The organism is Bradyrhizobium sp. NDS-1 (genome assembly GCF_032918005.1).
GTDB lineage: Bacteria > Pseudomonadota > Alphaproteobacteria > Rhizobiales > Xanthobacteraceae > Bradyrhizobium > Bradyrhizobium tunisiense.
Map to the genome: position 1 here is coordinate 2,199,945 of NZ_CP136628.1, position 24,522 is coordinate 2,224,466.

Sequence of the window (24,522 nt, forward strand, 5' to 3'; positions counted from 1 at the left end):
GCAAATCATGCGCATCCTGCTCCTGTCGCATTCCTTCAACAGCGCAGCGGCTGCAGAGTCAAACCCTCGCGCCTCATGGCTGAACGTTATCTCACCCTGTCGCGCGAAGTCGGCCTGAAGCCTTGGGCGTTGCCGCGACCGCCTCGGGCGGCCTGTTCATCTGCTTGAGAAGGACATCTGGGTTGTGTAGGCGCTGGATGGTCTGTTTGCATCACCGCTCAGCGAGCATGTCGTCTTTAAGGGCGTACGTCGCTCTCGAAAGTCTACAAGGTTATTCGTCGATTCTATGCCCATGGCAACCGCTCTCCGGTTGCCACCCCAAGGCGGAGCGGAGAGCGAGGCTCGAAGCTACGCGGGCCGTTGCCTAAAGTTAATTGGGTTTGGCCGGTATTTTGGGCGATGCCGTGGCGCCTAGCTGCTCGGCGCCTGGTCAAGAAGTCGCTGCCGATGGCACGGTGGCCGACCGGGCGGCGCCCATTGGGGAGCGGCCAACGATCATGGTGAGCAGACCCTGGCCCCACAGCCGCTGTGCGGCCCTCTTGGCGTCCTCCAACGTCACTGCATCGACGACGGCGTTATGCTGTTTGACATAGTCGATCGGCAGCTTATCAAGCTGATGCTGCAGCAGCGTTCGCGCAAACTTCGAGGAAGTGTTGAGGGCCAGCATCTGTGAGCCTCTCAGGTAAGACTTTGCATCGTCGAGTTCCTGCAGGGTCGGTCCTTCCTCCGCGATTCGGTGGGCTTGATTCTCGATCTGTTCGACCGTCTCGTCAGCGCGATCGGCGCGGGTGCCGCTATTGCCGACAAACATGGCGGAATGATCCATCCAGACCAAGCGCTCATGGACCGAATAGGCCAGCCCGCGCTTCTCGCGGACTTCGCGGAACAGCCGCGACGTCAGACCGGGGCCGCCGAGGATGTGGTTGACGACATAGGCCGCCATGAAATCGGGCTCGCTGCGGCGGACGCCGGGACCGCCAAAGATCACAACGGTCTGGGGCACATCGAGCGGAATGAAGACGCGCTGCGGCGGCGTTGCTGCGACCACGTCGGGCACCGGCGCCAACTCCGCCATGGCCGGCAGGCCGCCAAAAGTCCTGTCGAGCAATTTGCACAGGGCCTCTGGATCGACGTCGCCGACCACCGCGATCTTGAGCGTGTCTTTTGCTATCACGCGTCGGACATAGCCCTTGAGATCCGCGACCTCGATCTTTGGCACGCTCTCGATCGTGCCTCTGGCCTCCCGAGCATAAGGATGATCGTTAAAGGCGACTTCGAGGAATTTGCGCTTGGCGAGGGACGAGGGATCGGTCGAGTCTTGCCGAAGGCTCGCAAGCATGCTGGCACGAATCCGTTCGACATCGGCCGCGTCGAAACGCGGCGAGGTTAGTGCCATCCGTAGCAGGTCGAAGGCCTCGTCCCTGTTGTCTTCGAGCGTGCGCAAGGCACCGCGGAAGTGATCGCGGGTCGATTCAAAGTTTAGCTCAATCGCGCGACGGTCGAGCCGCTCATGAAAGGTCTGGGAATCTAGATCACCGGAGCCTTCACCGAGTAGGCCAGAAACCATGTAGCCGACGCCGGGTTTATCAGTGGGGTCTTGGGTCGCGCCGCCGCCGAATGCGTAATCCATCGCAATCAACGGGACAGTGGCGTCCTGCACGAACCAGGCTACTATACCGCAAGATGACACCAGGCGCTGGATCTTGGTCGCGCCACGCGTTCCGGCCGCGGAAAGTGAACGTGGCGAGGCGAGCATCGCGGTCGAGCGCGAGGCTCCGCCGGCGAAGACCGCACGACGTGTGAAGGAATAGGTCATGATCGCTTCTCCCGGTGGTTCCGCGTTGACTCTTTCATAAGATAGCCAGTCACGGAGCGCTTCTTGTCGAGCCATTTCCCAGCGGCCGCGCGCACTTGGTCGGCGGTGACTGCGCGGATGCCGTCCTGCCAGCCTCGGATTTCGTCGATGCTGAGCCCAGTCGTGAGCCCACCACCATACCGGATCGCAAGCGCTTCTTGCCTGTCCTGAGCGTAGGTTGCTTGCGCGATCAGCTGCGTCTTGACCCGCTCGAGATCCTCGGCGCGCGCGCACATGTGCGCAATATCGGCTATCACCTCGTCGATGGCGCACTCAATCTCCCCGAATCCGACGCCGGGTTTCGGGGTCGCATAAATCTCGAATTGCGTAGGATCGAGCGAGGTACGCTCGTAGCTTGTCTCCGCCGTGATCGCAATCTGCTTGTCGATTACCAGCGCGCGATAAAGATGTGAGTTGGCGCCGCCACCCATCAATTGCGCGAGCACATCAAGCACTGGACTCTCGCCGGCGGCCGCGGGGTGAGCCGACGGCACGAGATAATAACGGCGCAAGGCTGGCTGTTCGACGCGGGGATCGGTCAGCGTCACGGTACGCGGCGCAGCCGGCGTCGGCTCCTGCGGTCGCAGGCGTTCCGCGGGAATTGATGGTTGCGGGGGGATGTGGCCATAATTCTTTTCCACCATCGGGCGGATCGCATTTGCGTCGACGTCACCGGCGATGATCAGGATGGCGCTGTTCGGCGCGTAAAAACGCTTGTAGAAGGCGAGCGCGTCCTCGCGATCGAACTTTTCGATTTCCTGACGCCAGCCGATCAAAGGGCGGCCGTAGGGATGGTTGAGGTAAAGAGCCGCCATCATCTGCTCGGCGAGCTGCGCGTCCGGCTTGTTGGCGACCCGCCTATTGAGTTCCTCCAGCACCACGTCGCGCTCCGACAGCACGTTCTCCTCTTTGAGGATGAGACCGGTCATGCGGTCGGCTTCAAATTCCATCATCTTACCGAGCTGCTCGCGCGGCACCTGCTGGAAATAGGCGGTATGGTCGGTCCCGGTGAAGCCGTTCTGGTTGCCGCCGCAGCGCTGCACGGTCTGGGAGAATTCACCCGCTGGATGTTTGGATGTGCCCTTGAACATCAGGTGTTCGAGGAAATGCGCAAGCCCCGATTTGCCGGGTGGCTCGTCGGCGGAGCCGACCTTATACCAGATCATCTGAGTCGCAACGGGCGTCCGATGATCCGCAATCACCACGACCTGCAGGCCGTTCTGAAGCGTGAAGCTGGCTGGTCGATCCGACCTGACTGTGTCCCGGGCAAGCACGCTCCCTTCTTCAGGAGCGTACCGAAGGTTACCATCCGCGCTATCATACGTTTCGACAGCCAGTGCGGTGCGCGTCATCAAATCGAAGGCACCAGCCGCGGTGCTTCCCACCTTGGCGGTTACCGAACCCCAGTTCTTCATCGCATCGCCTTTTCGTTCCACAGAGAGCCACGTTCTGTGACAGACAATCCCGACAAAAGCGGGAAGCCGCACACCGTTTGGCAAGCAGCTGAGCAAAGACCGGGCCAACTGCCTGGCGGCCTGCGCACGGCCACGCTACGCGCCAACTGGACGCAGAACAAACGTGGGGCGCACGTTCTGGCCAAAGGTCAACCGCCCGCATGTCGTTAACACGACATTGCGCACGAAAGCGCATCATAACTTGCCGCCGACTGGCAGAATGGCAACTTGCAGCAAACGACAGACCGAGCGGCGATTACAACGCCGTCTCAACTTTCGCAGTCGCTGTTACACGCATAAGGACGCTCATCCATCGAAAAGTCTGACGCACGGCGTCCTACCGACGGTCCAACTCGGGCGGGCAGTGAACGATTGCCTGTTCGCTGGAGCGCAAATTTCTTCGCAGCGGATGCCACGGCATTGCACTCAACTCGGCTGATGGCTCACTCTCCCTCTGCGCCGTGAGTGGCTTCGCAATATTTCTCATGATCGCGAGACGGGAGTTGGCGAGCAGCTGCTTGGAGTGAACTCCGCCGAAATAGTGTAGGACAAGGCGCCGGAATAACGTAGATGTCTCGGTAACGCGAATTAGGTTGTCGAGAATGGGCCCACTTCGCCAATGTGGTCGCGGATAACGTTGATAGCGTTCAGCCGGCGAACCGCCTCGTCGGCAATCACCTCTAGCAATCAACAAACGCGTTGTTCCCTAGTGCGTCGTAGAATGGCTTTTCTGCAGCATACGCGCGGCAAGTGCACATCTCGTCAAATGCGATCATAACCAACAGGGAGAATTCGTCTTTGAGATGTCAGCCATGGACCAAAATCATGTGATCGAATGTTTAATCTCTCTCGAAGGTCCGTTTCGGATCCGTTAGCGACAGCTCTGTGGTGCGGATGACCCCATTGGCGTGGCGCTCTTCGTCGGCTGTCCATAATTAAACAATGCCCCGGCGTCATCCGTAGCGATCAGTCCTACTGCGTCATAATTTGCACCGACTTCGACGTCAGATTGGTCTGATGCAATAAGGGTATCGAAATAGTGTGGACACGAGAGCCGCGTTCCATCCTCTCCGAACGGTGGCGATCGAATCTGGGAGTGTTGCTCAGGCCGCAATGGCGGATCCCCTCGGTCGATAAGTTTCGGGAATTGCAGCTTCCTTGAACAGCTTGGTGGAGGCTGTTTCTGAGGGGGAAATCGCTTCTCGCTCGGAGACCAGAATCCGTAGGCGGCAATGCAGGGTGTTGCGTGATGGTGGAAGCCACGCCAGCTTCGCCCCTCGAAGTGGCCAAGGCCCACATCCTGTTTGAGTTCGTGGTAGTCGCGCTCAATGCGCCAGCGCAGCTTGACGGCATCGACGAGCCGACGGAAGCCAATGTTCGCCGGAAGCGTTGACAACCAATATTTGGTCGGCGCCTCTTCGCCTGCCGGCCCCTCGATCGGCAGCCATTTCCTCCGACCGGCTTTCGCCGCGCCACTAATCTCGATGTGCCGGACGGACGCGCACACGGGCGAAGCGCGAGGACAACCTTTCTGCCATACCCTCACGCCACGTGATCTTGTGCCAAGCATGTGATGGCAGGCCGAGCGCAAGCTTCTTGGCCGAAATCGCTCGGTGCGTAACCCTGTGGTAAAGCGATCATCCGGTATCCACGGGAGGAGCCAATGACCACGCGCACGCTGTTCGTGACCAAGGCTGTTGGTGATGGCGTTGGCGATAGTCTGACTCTTGCCCCTGCCGGGCGGGCCGAACAGTACATAGCCCGCGCCGCGCTGGGCAGCGACGACGGCAGCGATCTGCGAGGAACCGGCCGACAGCGGCGCGAACAGTTCGATCGGGTCGACGATATCGTCGATGGTCCGCGATCGATGAAGCTCGCCCGGGACCCATCGTAGCTGTGGGTCGGGGTATCGATCAGGTGACGCACGACGGGATTGCTCTTGGGCAATCTGCGCGGTCGACGAGATCCTCCCATATCAGTTACTTGGTGAAGGACTGCGTCGCGAGCGTCACCGGCTCGGTGACTTCCCAGCCCTGGATGCTCTTGATGTGGCGGCGGACACCTTCGAGCTGGGCAGGCGGATCGGCTCATTCTGAATGAGGGGGTTGAGTTGCGCCGGTGCTCTCCGACTTGTCGGCCGGACTCAATTCGCAGGCTGCTGAAATACGAGCTGAAGACATTCGGCGGAAGCTGATCTGGATGATCGGGCTTCCAACGATGCTCATGGGCCTGTTCGCCCTGCTGTTGGGTTGCAGCATCGCCACAAACCGTCGCGTCGATGACGGCAGCCATGCGTCAGCTCGGGCGACGGCCCGTTCGATGTGGTTCTGCCGGGTAGCGGATCCAGGAAATAGCCTCCACGTTAGACCGTACCGAGTCTGACGTCCTTCGAATGCGGGAGCTGCTTCTTCAACTGCACGATCGACATGTTGCCTCAGGCAATTTTAAGCGTGTCGCCGCCGATCTCCCGGTTGCAAGGGCAGAGCTCATTAGTCTGTATCGCATCCAGAACGCGTAGCGTGTCTTTTGGGCTGCGGCCGACATTGAGGCTTGTCGCATAGACATGCTGGATCGTATTCTCAGGATCGACGATGAAAGTGTAGCGATGCGCGATGCCATCACGCGAGCGCACTCCAAGGCCATCGACCAGTGCGCCCTTGGTGTCGGCAAACTGCCAGATCGATAGACGGTGCAGGTCCTTGTGCTCACGCCGCCAGGCGAGCTTGCAGAACTCGTTATCGGTCGAGCCACCAAGCACGACTGCATCGCGATCGGCAAAATCCTTGGATAGGCGGGCAAACTCAGCGATTTCGGTTGGGCAGACGAATGTGAAATCCTTCGGGTAAAAGAAGATGACTTTCCATTTGCCGGGAAAGCTCGTCTCAGTCAGCGTCTCAAAGGCGCTCTGCCCGTTCTCCTCTTGCAGGTGAAAGCCGGGCTTCACGCCTGTGATTTCGAACGGCGGCAACTTACTTCCAATTCCAGACATATTGTCCTCACAACAACATCGCGTCACGCGGAAACTGCGTTCCGGGCCTAGCAAAGCAAGCGATATGCCACCCGCTCTGACGGCAAGTACCCACCGTACCGGTCATGAAACATTCGCACTTTGATGATGGCGGTGTCCTCGAACCCGATCCGCACCGTATGATCTCCTCAATCGCCTCGGGCTAAGGCCCGGCATTTCCCGTTCCGCGCCCTGTCGCCGGGCGCTCGTAATGGAATCAATGCGCCAGGGCTTTGTCCGGTTTCTGTCAAAGCCCTTGCCGCGGTCGCGTCCGCAACGGCATCCGGTCTCGGACGCCGCGCGATTAGTCCAGCACGCTCAGGCGCTTGACGCACCTGCGAACGAAATGGCACGCCAGTTGCTAAATGGATGCAGCAACAACGAGTGAGGGCTGAGGGCATGCCGACGCCGATGGCGAGCGATGGCCTCCTTCCCGAAACCCGTGTGCCCACGTTTCTGAGAGAGAAACAGCCTCGCGCGTTCGGCGCGACAATTTTGGCAATCGGTTGATGGAGAGCAACATGTCTTCGCTGAGACAAATCGCGTTTTATGGCAAGGGTGGCATCGGTAAATCGACGACGTCGCAAAATACGCTGGCGGCCCTTGCAGAGCTGGGCCAAAAGATTCTGATCGTCGGTTGTGATCCCAAAGCAGACTCGACCCGCCTCATCCTGCACGCCAAAGCGCAGGACACCATTCTGAGCCTGGCGGCGAATGCCGGCAGCGTCGAGGACCTCGAAATCGAGGACGTCATCAAGCTCGGCTACAAGGACATTCGATGCGTCGAGTCCGGCGGTCCGGAGCCGGGGGTCGGGTGCGCCGGAAGAGGCGTGATCACTTCCATTAACTTTCTTGAGGAGAATGGCGCCTATGAGGACATCGACTACGTCTCTTACGACGTGCTCGGCGACGTCGTCTGCGGGGGCTTCGCGATGCCTATCCGCGAGAACAAGGCGCAGGAAATCTACATCGTGATGTCCGGCGAGATGATGGCGATGTATGCCGCCAACAACATCTCCAAGGGTATTTTGAAGTATGCGAATTCCGGCGGCGTGCGCCTCGGCGGCCTGATCTGCAACGAGCGGCAGACCGACAAGGAGCTGGAGCTTGCAGATGCTCTTGCCAAGAAGCTCGGCAGCCGGCTGATCTACTTCGTGCCGCGCGACAATGTCGTTCAGCACGCGGAGCTGCGCCGCATGACGGTGCTGGAATACGCACCAGATTCCAAGCAGGCGGATCACTATCGCAATCTCGCGACCAAGATCCACAATAATGCTGGACAAGGCGCTATCCCGACGCCGATCAGCATGGACGAGCTCGAGGATATGCTCATGGAGCACGGCATCATCAAGCCCGTCGACGAGAGCTTGGTCGGCAAGACCGCCGCCGAGCTCGCCGCTGCTTCGGCATAGTTCATGATGTCGGCCTTCTCGACCCGGGAAGGCCGACATCGTCCACTCAGATGCTGGGGTGACCTTCATGATTGGTACACAAAGACAATTGGCCGGTACGGTGTCACCTCCTGTATCGGCAGCTCACGTCGCCGAGCTGCGCGATGCAAGTAAGCTCTACGGCCTTCTGACTGGACGCCATCCAACAGAAGTCGACATCAGCGATAACTACGATTTCGATCGCCATGTGCTCGCCTGCGTTCTCGCCGCATCCGCTATGGATGGCGGCCAACTTCCCGAACGGGCTGGCTTGACTAACCAGGAGCTCAATGCGCTCCTAGTGCAATACTTCCCGTCCAGCCCGGTCAGAAGGTGTACCTGGCGCGAACAGTCCGCGTTATCGGCTCCTGACGAGACAATTATGGTGCGCGACCTCCTGCTTGCGCAACGTTCTACCCATAGCGAGGTCGGCGGCTGGTTGGCGACGATGATCGCGCGGCGCGCCATGGAGCCCAATCACTTGTGGGAAGATCTCGGTCTGCGGAAGCGCGACGAATTGTCCCGCCTCCTGACGCGCCATTTCGGGCCGTTAGCGGCTCGCAACTCCAAGAAGATGCGTTGGAAGCGCTTCTTCTATCGCATGCTATGCGAAGATGACGGTCTGGTGATGTGTACTACGCCGGTCTGCACGGAATGCAATGATTTTGATCTTTGCTTCGGCGTGGAGAACGGGGAGAGCCGGATGGCCGGACGACGGCGGGATCATCTGCGTCGTCTCGATGATTCCGTTTAAAAGACGGCGCCCTACCGAGCGCTGGACCCGCGATTGCTTGGCCGCTCCCACCGCATTGTGATCGGCTAGCATTCAGGGTTTGCCGCAATCACTTCGCTGTTGTCCGAGTTGCAAGTGTCGGTCACCGCCGAGCAAACCGAAACCATCCTCGCGCGCGTCCGCAAGCATGCCATCGAGCACAAGGGCCGGGTGCCCGGAAGGGTGGTGGCAATCTGGCGCGACATTCACGAGGGCTCCCTCGTCAAGGGCGTGTGATGGGTTGGTCAGCCAGGGCCGCGCGATCAAGTCGAAACATTCGCCCGGATGGTTTCTGGGCGTGGATCTAAATGGAGGTTGAGAATGATGACGGACGGCATCCTTTCGCAATTGAAGAAGGCCTCGGCGGCAGAGGAGTTTTTTGCACTGCTCGGCGTCGAGTACGACGAGAAAATCATCGACGTGGCGCGGCTTCACATCCTGCGTCGCATGGGTCAGTATCTTGCGGGTGAGGCGTTGACGGGTGCATCCGATCCTGACATCGCCTTGCGTTGTAAGGCTACGCTTGAGCGCGCCTATGCCGACTTCGTCACGTCCTCCCCGATCGAACAGCGCGTGTTCAAGGTCCTCAAGGATGCGGCAGCGCCACAACCGAACAAGCATCCAGCCTTGGTCCAGCTCGGTTCCTTGGAGTGAATCGAGTTTACATCTCGTGCTCTGGACTGTGAAGGTTCGGAGCTGACAGCCCCAGCTTGCAATTCAAACGGAAGTTGCAGTGGCCTCGTGGATCCGCAGCTTTAACACTTGCTCCGCTCTCCTTATGTGCCAATCACGACTGGGCGCTGGTTTGTCCATCCTTTCAAGCTGGTGCCCATGGCGAACCTATCTCCTGCAATAGTACGCCGGCAGCGGGAAGCGCACATTTGGCGAGGAAAGCGCACCAGATTCGGATGACTGTCTTCTGTCGCATTCCGGACACGCCTCGGCGCGGTTACCGAATGTTCCGATCCTCGTGAGAGGCCGCCAACCAATTTCCTTCCGTAAGAGTCTGTATTGGCGCCCAATTTTAATCGCCTACGCAATTGGTACGACAATTGCTGACATATGCTCAGCCAGTCTGGAGAAGCGCATGCACATCTTGGTCTGCATCGATTGTGTTTTTGACGTCGCGCAGGTTCGCGCGCGCTGCCTGTCGGCACCATGATGCGTCGCGACGCCAACGCGATGGCCGCATATTCGGACCTGGCTGAGCTGAACGCTGAGCGTGATCCGCGCCAAAGGTTCGTCGACGAAATCACCCCCGTTGGCCGAGCTATGGCCGAGGTTTCGCGGGGGCAGTACTTGCTCTCCAGCGCCGGCCGCGCGGCGCCGTTGACGGGCGGTTTGACCCCGGCGCTCGTGCTCTCGCCAAGAGTTGCGGGCTTGTCGCTGCAATCGGCGAGACCTCGAGGGCATTCGGAGCAATGGATCGGGTTTTCACCGGCAAGCACGTGGCGGATAATGATATCAGCCGAGCCTCTGCCACATCCTCGATCCGTTCCAGCTCGGTTGCATCTCGAAGATGAGGGGACCAATCGATCGGCTCGCGTGACCGGCGCAGAGAACCCGAAACGCGTGATTCCGTGGTCGTCGACACTTCGAGCAATGTCTGTCTCGGCCCCGCGCTGCTGCCAGGCGGTGCTGACTGAATGGCGGCGGGCATCCGGCCGAACTTTTGACTGAAGCAATCCTCAAGCGCGAATTCAAAGCTGGGGCGGAGCGCGCTCCGCTGGCTAGCCGCTACTGAACAACGGATGGGAGTACAGATGATGAGCACCGCACCCAAAAGCGCAGCGCCGGCCGCGGGTGGTGGTCGCGCAGCGACCAAGAGGGAGCTGCCCGAACGATTTAAGGCGTATAAGCACGTCTGGGTCTTCATCGAGCAGGAACGCGGGGTTGTGCACCCCGTCTCCTGGGAGCTGATGGGTGCCGGCCGCCGGCTCGCCGACAAGCTCAACGTCGACCTCGCCGCGGTTGTCATCGGCCCGGTCGGGGAGACAACGGAGCAGGTAGTCGCCGAATCCTTCTGCTACGGCGCCGACCTCGCCTATATCGTCGCGGACCATCTCTTGGCTGACTATCGCAATGAGTCCTATACCAAGGCCTTGTCAGAGCTGGTCAATACGTACAAGCCGGAAATCCTACTCCTAGGGGCAACTACACTCGGCCGGGATCTCGCCGGCTCAGTGGCCACCACACTGCTCACCGGCCTAACTGCCGACTGCACCGAGCTCGATGTCGATCCCGACGGCTCGCTTGCAGCGACGCGGCCGACGTTTGGCGGTTCACTGTTGTGCACGATCTACACACTCAACTATCGTCCACAGATGGCAACCGTCCGCCCGCGCGTGATGCCGACGCCCGAGCGCGTGACGGGCGCCGTCTGGCGCGTCATCTCGCATCCGCTCGGGCTTGTAGAAGAAGATATCGTCACAAAAGTCCTCTCGTTCCTGCCGGACCGCGATTCTAAAAGGTCCAACCTTGCCTATGCGGACGTGGTCGTCGCTGGAGGGCTCGGTCTGGGATCGCCTGAGAACTTCCAACTGGTACAGCAGCTCGCCGACGTGCTTGGCGCCGAGTATGGCTGTTCGCGGCCGCTAGTCCAGAAGGGCTGGGTCACCTCGGACCGACAAATCGGCCAGACTGGGAAAACCATTAGGCCAAAGCTTTATATCGCGGCCGGTATTTCCGGGGCGATCCAGCATCGCGTCGGAGTGGAGGGTGGCGACCTCATCGTTGCCATCAATACCGACAAGAACGCCCCGATCTTCGACTTCGCCCATATCGGTATCGTCACCGACGCCATTCGACTGTTGCCGGCATTGACCTCTGCATTCCGCGCGCGGCTGTCGCCGCACTCGCACGACCGCATCGCCGGCTAGGGAGCTTGTTATGATCGAGGAAAAATTCGACGCGATCGTCGTCGGTGCTGGCATGGGCGGGAATGCGGCGGCGCTTACCATGGCCGAGCGTGGCCTGAAAGTGCTGCAGCTGGAGCGCGGCGAGTATTCGGGGTCGAAGAACGTGCAAGGGGCCATCCTCTATGCCGATATGCTGGAGAAGCTGATCCCGGATTTCCGCGAGGATGCACCGCTTGAGCGGCATCTGGTCGAGCAGCGCTTCTGGATCATGGACGAGCGTTCGCACACGGGGCTTCACTATCGCTCCGATGATTTCAATGAGGAGAAGCCGAACCGCTACACCGTCATCCGCGCTCAGTTCGATAAATGGTTCTCGCAGAAGGTCCGCGAGGCCGGCGCCACGGTCCTGTGCGAGACCACGGTGACCGAGCTCCTCCAGGATTCACATGGGCGGGTGGTCGGGGTGCGCACAGACCGCGATGGCGGTGAAATCCATGCAGATGTCGTCGTGCTGGCCGAGGGGGTGAACGGAGTGCTCGGGACGGGTGCGGGGTTAAGAGGGCGACTGAAACCGGATAAGGTGGCACTCGCGGTCAAGGAGATGCATTTCCTGTCGCGCGAGACAATCGATGCTCGCTTCAGCCTCAAAGGCGACGAGGGGCTCGTCATCGAAGCTGCCGGAACCATCTCCCGCGGCATGACCGGCATGGGCTTCATCTATTCGAACAAGGAATGTATCTCGCTCGGTATTGGCTGTCTTGTTGCCGACTTCCAGCGTACCGGCGAGACGCCCTACGGCTTGCTCGAGGCTTTCAAGCGTCACCCCTCCGTCGCGCCGCTGATCGAGGGTTCGGAAGTCAAGGAATATTCCGCCCACTTGATCCCCGAAGGTGGGTACAAGGCGATCCCGCAGCTTTGTGGTGAGGGCTGGGTCGTCGTCGGGGACGCCGCCCAGCTCAACAACGCCATCCATCGCGAGGGGTCCAATCTGGCGATGACGTCGGGCCGTATCGCGGCGGAAGCGATCTGTCTTATCAGATCGCGAAATGATCCCATGACGGCGAAAAATCTTTCGCTTTACAAAAAGATGCTGAATGACTCCTTCGTAATCAAGGACCTGAAGAAGTACAAGGATATGCCGGCACTGTTGCATGCCCACTCGCAAAACTTCTTTCTCACATATCCGCAGCTCTTCTCGAAGGCGATGCAGGATTACCTGCGCGTCGACGGTACACCAAAGCTCGAGAAAGAGAAGCTGATGCTGAACTCGTTCATCAAGGCACGATCGTGGAGTGGACTGTTCAGCGATGCCCTTCGCATTGCCCGGGCCTGGCGCTGATCACGAAGCAAAGACAACGACGATTGACGGAGCCAGAATCAATGCCGAGCGAGCCATCCCAACGTGTCGAGGACAAACTATTCTACAACCGTTATCTTGTTGATTCCGGCCGCGCCCATATCAAGGTGCGGCCGCACACCACGCCATCGTCGCAGCTGCTATCGATGCTGAAGGCTTGCCCAGCACGGTGCTACGAACTCAACGATAAAGGTCATGTTGAGGTTACAGTCGACGGGTGTCTCGAGTGCGGCACCTGCCGGGTGATCTGCGAAGAAAGCGGTGATATCAAGTGGAGCTACCCACGGGGCGGTTACGGTGTGCTATTCAAGTTTGGTTGAAGCTTCAGGGGAGGGCCTGGCTTTGGCAGGATGCGGCGTTGTCGCGATGCAACGAGATGCGCGGGACTCGAGATTTCACCCGGGCACATTCAATCGGGGCCACGGGCAGGCCCTTGCATGGTGGATAACCGCAGCTTCCCAGCTTCCCCCCATAATCTTCCCGACGATAGCCAAAGCGAGCGGATCCAAAACAAGGGCGCGACGCACTGTATCGCGGGGATATATCGTCGGCCGGAGAGCATTATGATTGTTCGAGTACAAAAGAGCAGGGCAGCCGCTGACGCGCGGATGCTGCTCGACAGCTTGCGAGTAGAGGTAGGCCGTGAGAGTTCGGTTGGCGACATCCAGGCATGCATAGCCGAACTGAGAAGCTTGCCGCGCGAGAAGCTCGCGGATGCGGTGCTCATACTCTCGATGAATGCAAGACGGCAGGGCGACTTGATCCGACAGGCGATCGAGAAGCGCGCCGAGGTCGACTTGGACTTTGATCCGCCGGCGAATGCGGATTTGGCGACCTATCTCGCCAATGATGCGGTCTCGACCTTACGCCACCACGTTGTCGACCTTCCGGACTTGCTGGACTTCTTGGTTCCGCAAGCGCCTGACGTCTGCTTCACCGTCCATCGGGAGGAGGCCGTTTTGCTGCTCGCCGCAATCATTCGCGAACAGCGGCTCGAAGGAGTCCTTGAAGGCCTCAGGCTCGCCGGGCTCCTGAATGAGCCAGCGAAGGATCGTCATGCCGGGATCGGTTAGGACGCGGACTTGAGGGAGCTGCCGACGGCGTGTGAGGGTTCAGGGCGCTTTGAGGACGGTCCCTGCAGAGAGGTCAAAACCGCGTCGAACGTCGCGGCGTAGTTCCTTTGTCCTCCGTTGAACGTTTATCGCCGACGCGGAGCCGGTATGCACGCCCGGTCGCAGTCCCCGGCCGCGTCAAGCTCGGGTCTTTATAGTGAGCACAAGATCCGCAGTTCTGAGCTTTCGTGCTCAGTTGCAGCACGCGCGGCGCGCTGCGCTGGCGGATCACGCAACCGTTCGTTAACAGCCTAGCAAGGGAAATCACGGCAGGACACGTCGGCCGAGCAGCGGCGAGGCGGACGCCGCTTTTTCGCAGATGGCAGGCTTGCCGGGCGCAAGTTGATCCATGTTCACTTTAGCGTCCGGTTTGGCGCCACGTCCTCCCGACCATGCTCAAAGGAGTAAGATGGTCTCAAACTCTCGTAAGCGCGAACGGCGCAAGACACAAAGTCGCGAGCTCCGCAGGAACGACACCATCTCGGCCGTGATTCTTGGGAAACATGGACTCGCGGTCATGCCAAGACGCCGCCTTTTGAGTTCGAGAGAAAGCCGTATTCGCCTCAGAAGAATGATGGGGTTCTCCAGGGCCTGACAAGACAAGGGCGTGGCACGGAAATAAATCAGATTCCGCCGGGTAGCCCAGGCGCCCTCCAGCAGACCGGCGACCAGCAAAATGCTAGTCCAGTCCATGGCGACCCTCCGTTCATCGGAGGGTCGTCCCCGCGGCTGATGTAATGATGAGCTGCAGGGCCGAGCTTCGCCAGGACTCGCGATTCGCTTCGATCAGGCCGCGGCCAACTGCTCTCAAAGATCAGCTCTTGGACGTTATTGGTTCAGCGAATTCACACGATCGACAAAGCAGAAAGCCGTCCGTTCCGTTCATGCGATCGGCAATGTTGCGAAAAGTCGCCCCTTCGAAGAGATCCTCGTACCTGTCGCGGAGGAGGTTGCCCAAGACGTGTCGTCGCTCAAAATCCTTGCAGCAGAAAGTAACATCGCCGTTTGGAAGAAGAACATTACGATATTGCCGTTCGTCGGGACACGTTAGTGTTCCAACGATTGGCGGTCGTGCTTTAACCATCTCGAGCTCGCCGCTGCCAGCTCTCCTGCGAGGCGGACGCAAGCGGACCAGCGCTTCGTCGGGAATGATGCCGACAAGTTCGGGATGAACCTCGCCCATGACCATGAAGAGCAGTGATGAAATGTCGGCGTCGACAAGTTGGCGTATCAAATCGACATAGTTGCGCGTGACGAGACCACTATCCATGGACGTGCAGTCATCAACAACCTGCACCAGGAAAACGCGGAACTGCAGCGCACGTAAGCGCCTTAGATCCTGCCCGTCCACTCCGGCAAGGGTTGTGAAAATCCGGATTCCATGGCCGCACGCGTAGGCATGCTCGACCATTTCGGTGCAAGCCGGATTGAGCCAAGGCTGCGAATATCCGGAAAAGCTGATGTCGACAGCTGCTGGTACGTGCGCCAGGCATCGCTTGAAATCTTGCATGGAAAGATGCTTCAGGTCGGATCTCGCTCTTTGCCGTTCGGCAAACCTGTCCTGCGAGCAATAAGAACATCCGACGACACAGCCCGTTGTCGTAGTTATCTCCAAGACCCTGCCGCCAGTGACTGCAGAGCGCAGCTCCTGTAGAGTCATCGATTTGATACTATCCACTTTCCGCGCTTCCCCGTTTGGAATAAGTAATCTTGAGGGTGACCGTCCAGCTGTATCCCTCATGCCAGTTCGCTCATGCATCATTTTCGTTCGTCGCCCATCAGCGCGACACGGCACCGTTGCAAGCGCGACCGCGAAAGATGAAGAAAGCGCCACGGCTCTCTCCCGCCTAGTCCAGAAGGATCGGGCAGCGGCTGCCGAGTGCGCTTGCATCGATGGGGTTGGTCTAACGTCTCGTTTACTTCAACAAGCATCACTCATGCCAGGCGGTACTGTGTCCATAAGTCGACACGTTCGCGATGAATGTCGTCCCAATTGCGGCAACCGAGGCGCAGCTCTACGCGATCGATAGAGTACAATATGACCTTACGTGCGATTCAAGCTCTCTCGAAAATGAGTTGAATTGCGGGTTTCTATGAACATGTGACGGCGTTGCCGCTGCCCGAGCGCCTCGTCATCATGATTATGGTGCACGATCGAACGCGATTGGTGTCTGCGGACCAGGGAGGCGATATCTTCGTGGCGCGCGCTGATATGATCCGGGATCGGTCTTTGCGTCTCGCGGTCGTGGTCGCCGACGAAACCAGCGTCGGTACGGACGCCGAGCTTCACGAAGCGATCATCGCCGATCGCGATGCGCTGCACGCGTAGAACCTCTGCCTCATCGAGCGGCCCCGTCCCGCCTTCCTGATGACCATTCCCCATCGCTGGATACGGTCCTGCGGTGGTCTCTCGCCTTCTATTGACGTAGCTCGACTTTGAGTCTTTGAGGAGAAGAACGGCAGCGGTTCGCGCGAGCAGATCTTTTGGAATCTGACTCACTACGGCGCGGGCGCGTTCCTTGATATCATGCCAACAGACCCACCAGTACTGGCGTCTTGAGAACGACCGGGCAGAAGTCCGGTGTACCCCCGCAGATTGTTGCGGACACGATGCCGTGCCGAATTCTGCCCGGAACTGGCGTACTGGAGCTCGGTGTCAACGGAGATTTAAGTCGGCGCCCCAACAGCCATTCATGCAGAAACCAGACGCGACGTGTGTAGAGTTCTTGAAGGAGACGCCCTCTCGGGCGTGACTATCCGAAAGGTACCTCGTTTACCGCGAGGAAGCTTCGGCAGGTAAATGGTTTGCCGCAAGAGGCGCTGGCGCTCCGCGCGGAGACGATCGAGCCTAACGTCAATCAGCGATACGTATGGTTTTACAATCTCATCCTCGCGGCCGGCCCTCACTTGAGCAAAGCTTAATGGGGGGCCGCGCGTCTCTCTCCGTTTCGTGATGACCGGCACGGACAGTGCCGTGTATGGTGCCCGCGCTTTCGCGCCCCGAGCGCATGTTCGGGCTTCCATAAGGATCATGATGTCCTCACACCAAGTGACCGCCCCTTTCGTTGCCGCACATGTTTGCACAACCTCACTGTCAAGCAGCGGCCTGCGCGCCCAGACTACGGTTACCTCCGGACGCCCCGCCAGCTTTAAGCTCGACAACGGCCTGCAGGTTGTGGTGATCCCCGATCACCGCACGCCTGTCGTGACGCAGATGATCTGGTACAAGGTCGGCTCCGCCGACGAGACGCCGGGCAAATCCGGGCTCGCGCATTTTCTCGAGCATCTGATGTTCAAAGGCACCGTCAAGCACCCGGCCGGCGAGTTCTTGCAGACCGTGCAGCGGGTCGGCGGCGACCAGAACGCCTTCACCTCGGTCGACTACACTGGCTACTACCAGCGCGTGCCGCGCAAGCAGCTTCCTGCCACGATGGAGTTCGAGGCCGACCGCATGATCGGCCTCATCCTCAAGGACGAGGACGTGCTGCCTGAGCGCGACGTCGTGCTGGAAGAATACAACATGAGCGTCGCCAACGATCCGGACGGGCGGCTGAACGAGCAGATCATGGCCGCGCTCTACCTCAACCATCCCTACGGCCGGCCCGTGATCGGCTGGCACCAGGAGATCGAAAAGCTCGACCGCGAGGATGCGCTCGCGTTCTACAAGCGCTTCTACGCCCCGAACAACGCGATCCTGGTGATCGCCGGCGACGTCGAGGCCGCCGAAATCCGTCCGCTGGTCGAACGCAATTTCGGGCCGATCCCGGCCCAGCCGGCGATCCCGGCGCGGCGCGTCCGCCCGCAGGAGCCGGAGCCGGCCGCGCCGCGCACCGTCACGCTGGCCGATCCGCGCGTCGAGCAACCCGGCTTGCGTCGCAATTACCTGGTGCCCTCGGCGACCACGGCAGCGGCCGGCGAAAGCGCGGCCCTCGACGTGCTGGCGCAGCTGATGGGCAGCGGCAGCAACTCCTATCTCTACCGCGCGCTCGTGGTCGACAAGCCGCTCGCGGTCTCCGCCAGCGCCAGCTATTCGAGCATCTCGCTCGACCCGACCCAGTTCGCTGTCTCCGCCTCGCCGAAACCCGGCGTCAGCTTTGCAGAGGTCGAGCAGGTGGTCGACGGCATCATTGCCGACGTCGCCCAGAATCCGAGCCGCGCCGAGGATCTCGAGCGGGTCAAGACCCAGCTCATCGTCGAGGCGATCTATGCCCAGGACGATCAGAAGAGGCTGGCGTGGTGGTATGGCGCTGCCCTGACCACCGGTCTCAGCATCGACGAAATCAGGAGCTGGCCGGACCGCATCCGCGCCGTCACCGCCGAGCAGGTGCGCGATGCCGCGGCCAAATGGCTCGACAAGAAGCGATCGGTGACCGGCTATCTGATCAAGGATACTGCGCCGAAACATAAGGAAGCACTTGTGACCTATCCCCTCACCCGCAGCGCGGCGCTGATCGGCGGCGACTGCGCCGCGATGCTGACGCTGTCATCCGCACCCTTGCAGGCTGCAGCCAATATCCAGCGACTAGTGTCGCCTGGCGGCATCGAGGCGTGGTTCGTGCAGGATGCGACCGTGCCCCTGATCGCGATGAAGTATGCCTTCAGCGGCGGCTCGTCACAGGATCCCAAGGACAAGCCCGGCGTCGGCAATCTGGTCGCCGCCCTGCTTGAGGAAGGCTCAGGCGATCTCGATTCCAAGACCTACCATGAGCGGCTCGATCGCCGGGCCATCAAGTTGAGCTTCTCCGCGACGCGCGATCACTTCCGCGGCTCGCTTCGCATGCTCAAGGACAACAAGGACGAAGCGTACGACCTGTTGCGGATGGCGCTGACCTCCGCGCGGTTCGAGCCGGCCGATGTCGAACGCATCCGCGCCCACGTGCTCTCCACCCTGCGCCGTGAATCGACCAATCCGTCCTCGCTGGCCGACCGCAAGTTCCTCGAAGTCGCGTTTGGCGATCATCCCTATGGCAGGCCGGACACCGGCACGCTGGACAGCGTACCGAAAATCGAGATCGCCGACCTGAAGGACTATGCGCGCCGGATCCTCGCCAAGGATACGCTGCGCATCGCCGTGGTCGGCGACGTCGATCCCGATACGCTCGGCAAGCTGCTCGACAACACCTTCGGCGCCCTGCCGGCCGAGGCTGAACTGACGCCGATCCCCGATGTTGTGGCGGCCAAGCCGCCGCAGCGCGCCTTCATCCCGCTCGACGTGCCGCAGACCGTCGTCACCTTCGGCGGACCCGGCATCAACAGGCACGACCCGGATTTCATGGCGGCCGATGTGGTGAACCACATTCTCTGCGGCGGCCCGGCGTCGCGTCTCTTCAACGAAGTGCGCGAGAAGCGTGGGCTGGTCTATGAGATTTCGGAAGCGCTGCTCTGGATGGATCACTCCGCGCTGTTCATCGGCAACACCGGCACCCGCGCCGATCGCGCCGGCGAGACCGTCGATGCGGTCGAGACGGAAATCCGCCGGATCGCCGACGAGGGCCCGACGCAAAAGGAGCTCGACGAGGCCAAGTCTTACCTCAAGGGCTCGCAGATGCTGGCGCTCGGCACCTCTGCCGAGCTCGCGCAGGCGCTGCTGCAATATCAGCAGGACAAGCTGCCGATCGACTATATCGAGAAGCGCAACGCCATCGTCGACGCGGTGACGCTTGACGACACCAGGCGGGTCGCAAAGAAGCTCTGGGGCGACGGCCTGCTCACCGTAATCGTCGGCCGCGCCCCGCAGGCGGCCGCCCAGCCGGCCGCGCCCCCGAAGTCGAACTGACGTTTTCCTACGCGCACCTCCATTGCGGCTTACTCCCCCGCAAAGGGGGAGGGAGCCTGAACGGGGCGCTCACCTCACTGCGCGTTGCAGATGACTCCGAAGTCATTGGGATCAGTAAGGGGCGCATCGGCCGACCGGCTCCCCCCTTGCGCTGACGGGATCCCCGAAAGTGATCGATCGGGACAGGGGGAGCCTCGCAGCTCCGCCCACCGGGTCACCGGAGGCGGTAGCCCGCCCCCGGTTCCCACAGAACGTGGCGTGCGGATTTCCCGCACCCCGCTCTTCGGCAGGTGGTTCACAGCTTTCACCGCTATCTGTTCAAGTTCCGCTTCCCATGTGGACGGCTGAGTGTCGGGCCGGGGAGGCCCATTGAAGGGCTTGCCCGCCACTCAAATAGTTCGTGCAGGTTTCCCGCGAGCCGCTTTCATGAATGGGCTTTCGTGAGCTGAAGTGAAGGGATCAGTGAGACAAGGCCAACTAAAGCGGGATGGGTTAGGCTGAATCGATTTGGGATTGAACGAAGCCGCTGGCACGGCATTTTGTTGCTGGAGTGGGAGTGACAACAACGTTCCCGCCATTGGCAGGCGGTACTTCGACCCGTGCAGTCGGATCAACAATGATGGTAACCAACAGCATCTGGACACTTCGAAAGGACGATGCCGGGGCGCCTTTCTGTAAGTCCGTCGCACCGGTCGAAGACCGTTACCGGGCTCCCCCGCGCCCAGGTTGTCGCAGGTGACTTTCCGCAACGCTTAACCCATTGACAGCACGTGAAGTCGGCAAGCCACTTTCCCATTCTGCAACGTCCGTGCCGTATCGCATAAGTTGGACGTGCGTTTGAGCCTGTCAACCGTCGAAGATCATCGGCCTTGAATCTCGCCCGGTGCTCGCGCATGGCAGCGGCTCGTTCAATTCGGCGTCTATGAAGTCGCACGCACGACAGTGCGCGGCTCGTACCTGCCACGCGACCTCACAGAACCCTCCAGTGTGTTTCCGATTGGCCATGCTAACTGGGCGGAAGCGAGCATGGATGGGCACACCTTACTCTCTCGATCTGCGCAAGCGCGTGGTGGCGGCGATTAAGGGCGGGATACCGCCACCAATATCAACATGGCTGGGCAGGAGCTATACCGCGGCTGGCGGGCGGGCCGTTCGGGCGATCTTCGATTAGGCGCATGCTTCGACGCACGTTGACAAGACCCGGTGAGCAAACATTCCGCGCGAGTGCCCCGTGGTCGAGGGATTGCTGTCCCGCGGTGGCTTATTTTCTCGCTCTATTGGCGGTCAGCCCGACGGCCGCTGTTCTCCATACGTGTGGCCGTTCAGCCAGAAGCTGAGTAATTGCCGGAAGGTCTTCACACTCCGAGATTGTAAATCGGCCGAGCGGCCGTAGAGTACGAAACCAACTTGCCCTGACACGGTAGACATTCTAATCGATCGCGAACGCTGCCAGCAATGGCGCGTTTTTCTGTATTTTCGTAGTTTGTCTCAAGATGTTATTCGAGAGTAGCCATGCCTTATGGTGGTCTGAATTCGAATTGTTGAGCGCTTTTCGTCCGAACTTTTTCGGCGACATCTGGCTCGGGAAACGACGAAAATTACTGCTCGCATGCGCGACGACAATTTTGGCGGCGGGTTGTTCAGTCACCCGGTCCACCGGAGTGCGGACGTCTGATCTCGCGCAATATATCCGTTGCGAGAGCCGGCTCGCGATCCAGGATAAGACAATCCCCCTGTTCCGTAAGGAAGATCAGGCCAATCCGTTGATCGATGACTCAGCCTTCTTCGCGGAAAGCAGTGGCCTTCAAACCTGAGGGCCATCTCAACGGGATCGAGCAAGTTATCTATGATCGATACATCAAGACCGGCATCGCCTATGATTTTTTCGTTCGATATGACCGAAGAAAATGGGGCGTCCGGCGCTGCCGATCCGGTCAAGTTGTTTACCAATGGGGCCGCCGGAGTTGGTTTATCCGCAAGCAGTGACTTAAAGCGAGAGAACCTTCGGCATTTCGTCGTCAGCGAAACGGCCGAAGATCTTCTGGAGAACCAGCAGCTGGATTGCGGCCCGCAATATGACTACAAGTCATCAAATTAGGCGTATACGCGCGAGCACGGCAGCCCACAATAGCGCCAGATTCACGTATGTGTCGCCGGCTGGAAAGCTCGAACCAAAGGGAGGGGCCAGTTTCCTTTCCGGCGAGACGAACCGCGGCTACGTCATCGATGGCGGCTATTTCGAGAATTACGATGCGGTGACGGCTAGGGAAGCCCGCGCGCAGATCGAAGCAAAGAGAGGCGGCTGTCGGGCTCATCGTTCTGCAGATCAGCAGCGACCCGACTCTCACCAAAGAGCGTACACGTGTGAGAATACGCGAAGACGAAAAGCTGAGGTGCGTGTTGACCACCAGCATGCCTGCCGTTGGGGCGGCGACCACGTCGGACTTCCTGCAGTTCAGGGACAGTGGTTGGAACGCGAAGACCGGCCGCTGGGAGAAGAACGATGGCGGGGGCTTCGTTGTAGCGTATCTGAATGAGTTGGCAGCACCTCTGCTCGGCGTGACGGCGGTCCGCGAGGCTCACGGTACCTTGGCGGCAGCTGAACCAGCGGCTTCCGTGTGCGACAGCGGGAATTCTCATGCGTTGAAGCCAAGTCGCAGTCCAAGGGACTCGACTTGCTTGCTCCGGTTACCAACACTCAGGATCCAGCACCAATTCCAAGATGGAACCGAGCACGCGCCGAACCTCATTTTTCACACTTTGCCATGTGCGAGGTCTCGGAAAACGGCAATGCACCGATCGTGCCACCACTAGGTTGGGTGCTGTCCAAGCCCATGCGGGAGCAATTTCCAAACATTCTCAAGGACTGCGGCAACGATGCAGAGCTAGCCGCTGAGATAGCGCTGCGTGTTCTCGCCTATAACCTCACAAGGGCGATGAACATCGTCGGCAAACCGGGCCTGATTGCAGCCATCCGCGCTACTTGAAGGCGGCGAAGTGCGCCAAAGGCGACGCCGCGCGTCGCTTAACCACCTTGGCCGGCTACTTAGACGCTCCGAAGCGAAAACATTGGCGGCCTGGAACGATTGTCGACCACGGCCGCCTCTGAGCTATCCGTTTCCACACAACCAAGACCCATTGCGGAAGTGGTCGGCTTTAAGGAGGAGCGCCCTAAACCTTCGTATTGTTCCGTCACCCATCTAGATGCCGGACGATTACCTACGTTCAATTGAGCTGCTGATCGTGATCGTCTTAGGCTGCATGCGTTGGAAACGCGCACAGGCTCATCAAGTGCGACAGTGAAAAAAGGATGATCGACGAACAGCTGCGATAAAGCCAAGAGGAGAGTACAATGCCCAACTGCTCCGAAAGTCTTAGATCTGGCGGTGCCGCGCGATGCGCAGTTTGTGACGGCAAGTTCGGTCTCGTCCGGCACTACTCGTGGCGAACGCCTCTTTGTTCCAAGAAGTGCGTCGATCGCTTCAGAGCTCGCAGGGAAAGTGACCGCAATTGGGTGGGCTGGCTCCAGATCACCTTCAACCAGCTGCCAGAGAACCGCGCGAGGGCTTTGTGATGGTCCAGATCTCTCAACGAGGCAAGGCATATTTAGAGACAGCACGGACTTTGCTCCGTGCAGCCCAAACCATGACTGACTCAGCGATTGCGGGTCAGCTTAAGGTCCTTGCCGACGATTACGAGCGGCGTGCTGAGAAAGCTTGGCATGTTGATGCGGCCAAAGCATTCGCCCGATCGGCTGCTAGCGCTGAACGCGAATTGCGTGCATGACTGGGTGGGCAGCTTCAAACATGTTCCACGAATTCTGTACCATTGAAGCGCTGAACCTGCGCCCCGGCTCCAAGGAGCTGGAGGCATTCAACGTCGAGCGTGTGCGCGGCTACCTCGAGTGTAATCTCGGCTGCAAGAAGAAGGAAGTGATCCACGCGCTAGGCCTGCATCCGCGCACGGTGGCCAAAGCCATCAAGATCATCCGGGCAAATGCCCATCGCAGCGATGGGGCTCTCCAGTCGTGATCAAGATCATCGCTGTGCTCTGCGGTCTCTCCTCTCCGGCAAATTGCCACGAGCAGACCGTGACCACCTCGGACTTCGCCGACGTCTCGATGCAGTCCTGTCTGATGGGTGCGCCGCAGCTCGCCGAGTGGATGAAGCTTCATCCGGCAGAACGCCCGGCGGGCTGGCGCTGCGTGATCAGCTTGACATGCGGTGGCAGAAAAAATTGCAGTTCTGGCGCTGCTGCTCGAGAAGTGCTCCCAGTTTCGTCAGAGAGTTCGCCCCAGGTACAGCAGCCCTCATGTCGAGAACGAAGCGCTCTGGCTTCGGCACAAACTACCAGTGGGCCGCCAATCCGCCTTCAAATCGTTGCCGCTTTCGCGACGAGGCCAACGTGGTCCGTATCGCCCGCATCTGAAGGAAGCAGACCTTGGGCCACCAGCGGCCAACTGTTAGAGCAAGAGCGGTCTGAAACTGTCGATTGTGGGTACCCAGGGCTTGCGCACCGTCTGATCGATACCGGTCTCGACACGCGACATGCCGCTCATCCAGGTCTGCGTCATGATCTTCTGCTCGATCTATCTCTTCCTTGGGTTGCTGGTCTATATCGCCGGGATCCCATCTGACCCGAGGCGCGGTCATCATTGAAACTGATCAGACCATTGCTGCAGTCGAAGCGCTCGCCCCGGTCGCACATGGGGCGGTCCGCTCGCAGGCACGAATCGGCGCTAGCATCGTTGCCGCCTGATGGCGATCACACGTCCCGTACATCGCCCGTCACAACATCGGCGCGCCGGTCGACAATGACTGTTCGCGCGCTTGTGCTCGGCGCTGCCGCTCGGCAGCAATTACCTCGGCCGCGCGTCCTCAGCCGCATCGTGTCGGCGCGCA

Annotated in this window: 20 protein-coding genes and 3 pseudogenes; 18 read left to right on the plus strand and 5 right to left on the minus strand. The window is 59.9% G+C overall.

The window, feature by feature from the left end:
• Positions 1 to 75 precede the first annotated feature (75 nt).
• Positions 76 to 285: pseudogene (locus tag RX330_RS35695) on the plus strand (hypothetical protein); the annotation flags it as partial.
• A 145-nt stretch (positions 286 to 430) separates the two neighbouring features.
• On the opposite strand, the gene RX330_RS10420 reads toward RX330_RS35695, so the two are convergent.
• Positions 431 to 1,756, minus strand: coding sequence for a M16 family metallopeptidase (locus tag RX330_RS10420; protein WP_410707535.1), 1,326 nt, complete (start codon positions 1,754 to 1,756; stop codon positions 431 to 433).
• A 56-nt stretch (positions 1,757 to 1,812) separates the two neighbouring features.
• Positions 1,813 to 3,207: a M16 family metallopeptidase gene (locus RX330_RS10425; RefSeq protein ID WP_410707537.1), complete on the minus strand. Its 1,395-nt coding sequence runs from the start codon at positions 3,205 to 3,207 to the stop codon at positions 1,813 to 1,815.
• A gap of 1,351 nt (positions 3,208 to 4,558) precedes the next feature.
• On the opposite strand from RX330_RS10425, the gene RX330_RS35700 reads away from it, so the two are divergent.
• The gene (locus RX330_RS35700; protein ID WP_410707338.1) at positions 4,559 to 4,702 is read left to right on the plus strand and encodes a hypothetical protein; all 144 of its coding nucleotides are present in this window, start codon (positions 4,559 to 4,561) and stop codon (positions 4,700 to 4,702) included.
• Positions 4,703 to 4,972: 270 nt separating this feature from the next.
• The gene (locus RX330_RS10435) at positions 4,973 to 5,203 is read left to right on the plus strand and encodes a hypothetical protein (RefSeq protein ID WP_317242927.1); all 231 of its coding nucleotides are present in this window, start codon (positions 4,973 to 4,975) and stop codon (positions 5,201 to 5,203) included.
• A 540-nt stretch (positions 5,204 to 5,743) separates the two neighbouring features.
• Here the strand turns inward: RX330_RS10435 and RX330_RS10440 are convergent.
• The gene (locus tag RX330_RS10440) at positions 5,744 to 6,298 is read right to left on the minus strand and encodes a peroxiredoxin (protein ID WP_317242928.1); all 555 of its coding nucleotides are present in this window, start codon (positions 6,296 to 6,298) and stop codon (positions 5,744 to 5,746) included.
• A 539-nt stretch (positions 6,299 to 6,837) separates the two neighbouring features.
• Between RX330_RS10440 and nifH the strand changes: the two genes are divergently transcribed.
• The 8 genes from nifH to RX330_RS10480 all read left to right on the plus strand — a co-directional run bounded on the left by nifH (position 6,838) and on the right by RX330_RS10480 (position 13,806).
• Positions 6,838 to 7,728, plus strand: coding sequence for a nitrogenase iron protein (gene nifH, locus RX330_RS10445; protein ID WP_085398584.1), 891 nt, complete (start codon positions 6,838 to 6,840; stop codon positions 7,726 to 7,728).
• A 67-nt stretch (positions 7,729 to 7,795) separates the two neighbouring features.
• Positions 7,796 to 8,500: a nitrogen fixation protein NifQ gene (locus RX330_RS10450; protein WP_317242929.1), complete on the plus strand. Its 705-nt coding sequence runs from the start codon at positions 7,796 to 7,798 to the stop codon at positions 8,498 to 8,500.
• Between the two features lie 114 nt (positions 8,501 to 8,614).
• A complete protein-coding gene (locus RX330_RS10455) occupies positions 8,615 to 8,755 on the plus strand; it encodes a hypothetical protein (protein WP_317242930.1) in 141 nt (46 codons plus the stop codon).
• A gap of 84 nt (positions 8,756 to 8,839) precedes the next feature.
• Positions 8,840 to 9,172, plus strand: coding sequence for a nitrogenase stabilizing/protective protein NifW (nifW, locus tag RX330_RS10460; RefSeq protein ID WP_317242931.1), 333 nt, complete (start codon positions 8,840 to 8,842; stop codon positions 9,170 to 9,172).
• A 1,109-nt stretch (positions 9,173 to 10,281) separates the two neighbouring features.
• Positions 10,282 to 11,397: an electron transfer flavoprotein subunit alpha/FixB family protein gene (locus RX330_RS10465; protein ID WP_410707340.1), complete on the plus strand. Its 1,116-nt coding sequence runs from the start codon at positions 10,282 to 10,284 to the stop codon at positions 11,395 to 11,397.
• A 10-nt stretch (positions 11,398 to 11,407) separates the two neighbouring features.
• Positions 11,408 to 12,715: an FAD-binding protein gene (locus tag RX330_RS10470; protein WP_317242932.1), complete on the plus strand. Its 1,308-nt coding sequence runs from the start codon at positions 11,408 to 11,410 to the stop codon at positions 12,713 to 12,715.
• Positions 12,716 to 12,756: 41 nt separating this feature from the next.
• Positions 12,757 to 13,053: a ferredoxin family protein gene (locus tag RX330_RS10475; RefSeq protein ID WP_085398575.1), complete on the plus strand. Its 297-nt coding sequence runs from the start codon at positions 12,757 to 12,759 to the stop codon at positions 13,051 to 13,053.
• A gap of 117 nt (positions 13,054 to 13,170) precedes the next feature.
• Positions 13,171 to 13,806 (plus strand): hypothetical protein, encoded by a 636-nt coding sequence (locus tag RX330_RS10480; protein ID WP_245343919.1) that lies wholly within the window; start codon positions 13,171 to 13,173, stop codon positions 13,804 to 13,806.
• 853 nt (positions 13,807 to 14,659) lie between these two features.
• Here RX330_RS10480 and RX330_RS10485 read toward each other — a convergent pair.
• Together RX330_RS10485 and RX330_RS10490 are read right to left on the minus strand one after the other, a co-directional pair.
• Positions 14,660 to 15,355, minus strand: a complete 696-nt coding sequence (locus RX330_RS10485; RefSeq protein WP_317242933.1) for an SPASM domain-containing protein — start codon at positions 15,353 to 15,355, stop codon at positions 14,660 to 14,662.
• Positions 15,356 to 15,889: 534 nt separating this feature from the next.
• Entirely contained in the window at positions 15,890 to 16,345 is a 456-nt protein-coding gene (locus tag RX330_RS10490; protein ID WP_317242934.1) for a hypothetical protein, read from the minus strand.
• Positions 16,346 to 16,879: 534 nt separating this feature from the next.
• On the opposite strand from RX330_RS10490, the pseudogene RX330_RS10495 reads away from it, so the two are divergent.
• The 7 genes and pseudogenes from RX330_RS10495 to RX330_RS10525 form a co-directional block, all read left to right on the plus strand.
• Positions 16,880 to 18,256: pseudogene (locus RX330_RS10495) on the plus strand (M16 family metallopeptidase); the annotation flags it as partial.
• Between the two features lie 6 nt (positions 18,257 to 18,262).
• Positions 18,263 to 19,621 (plus strand): M16 family metallopeptidase, encoded by a 1,359-nt coding sequence (locus RX330_RS10500; RefSeq protein ID WP_410707539.1) that lies wholly within the window; start codon positions 18,263 to 18,265, stop codon positions 19,619 to 19,621.
• 1,541 nt (positions 19,622 to 21,162) lie between these two features.
• On the plus strand, positions 21,163 to 21,435 hold the full coding sequence (locus RX330_RS10505) for a hypothetical protein (RefSeq protein ID WP_317242935.1): 273 nt from the start codon (positions 21,163 to 21,165) through the stop codon (positions 21,433 to 21,435).
• Between the two features lie 32 nt (positions 21,436 to 21,467).
• Positions 21,468 to 21,719 carry a hypothetical protein gene (locus RX330_RS10510; RefSeq protein WP_317242936.1) on the plus strand — a complete coding sequence of 84 codons (252 nt, stop codon included), beginning with the start codon at positions 21,468 to 21,470 and terminating at the stop codon, positions 21,717 to 21,719.
• 577 nt (positions 21,720 to 22,296) lie between these two features.
• Positions 22,297 to 22,608, plus strand: coding sequence for a hypothetical protein (locus tag RX330_RS10515; RefSeq protein ID WP_144030614.1), 312 nt, complete (start codon positions 22,297 to 22,299; stop codon positions 22,606 to 22,608).
• 819 nt (positions 22,609 to 23,427) lie between these two features.
• Positions 23,428 to 23,652, plus strand: coding sequence for a hypothetical protein (locus RX330_RS10520; protein ID WP_317242937.1), 225 nt, complete (start codon positions 23,428 to 23,430; stop codon positions 23,650 to 23,652).
• Positions 23,649 to 23,846 (plus strand): annotated as a pseudogene (locus tag RX330_RS10525) (hypothetical protein); the annotation flags it as partial. The gene RX330_RS10520 and the pseudogene RX330_RS10525, both read left to right, overlap by 4 nt.
• Positions 23,847 to 24,522: the final 676 nt, after the last annotated feature.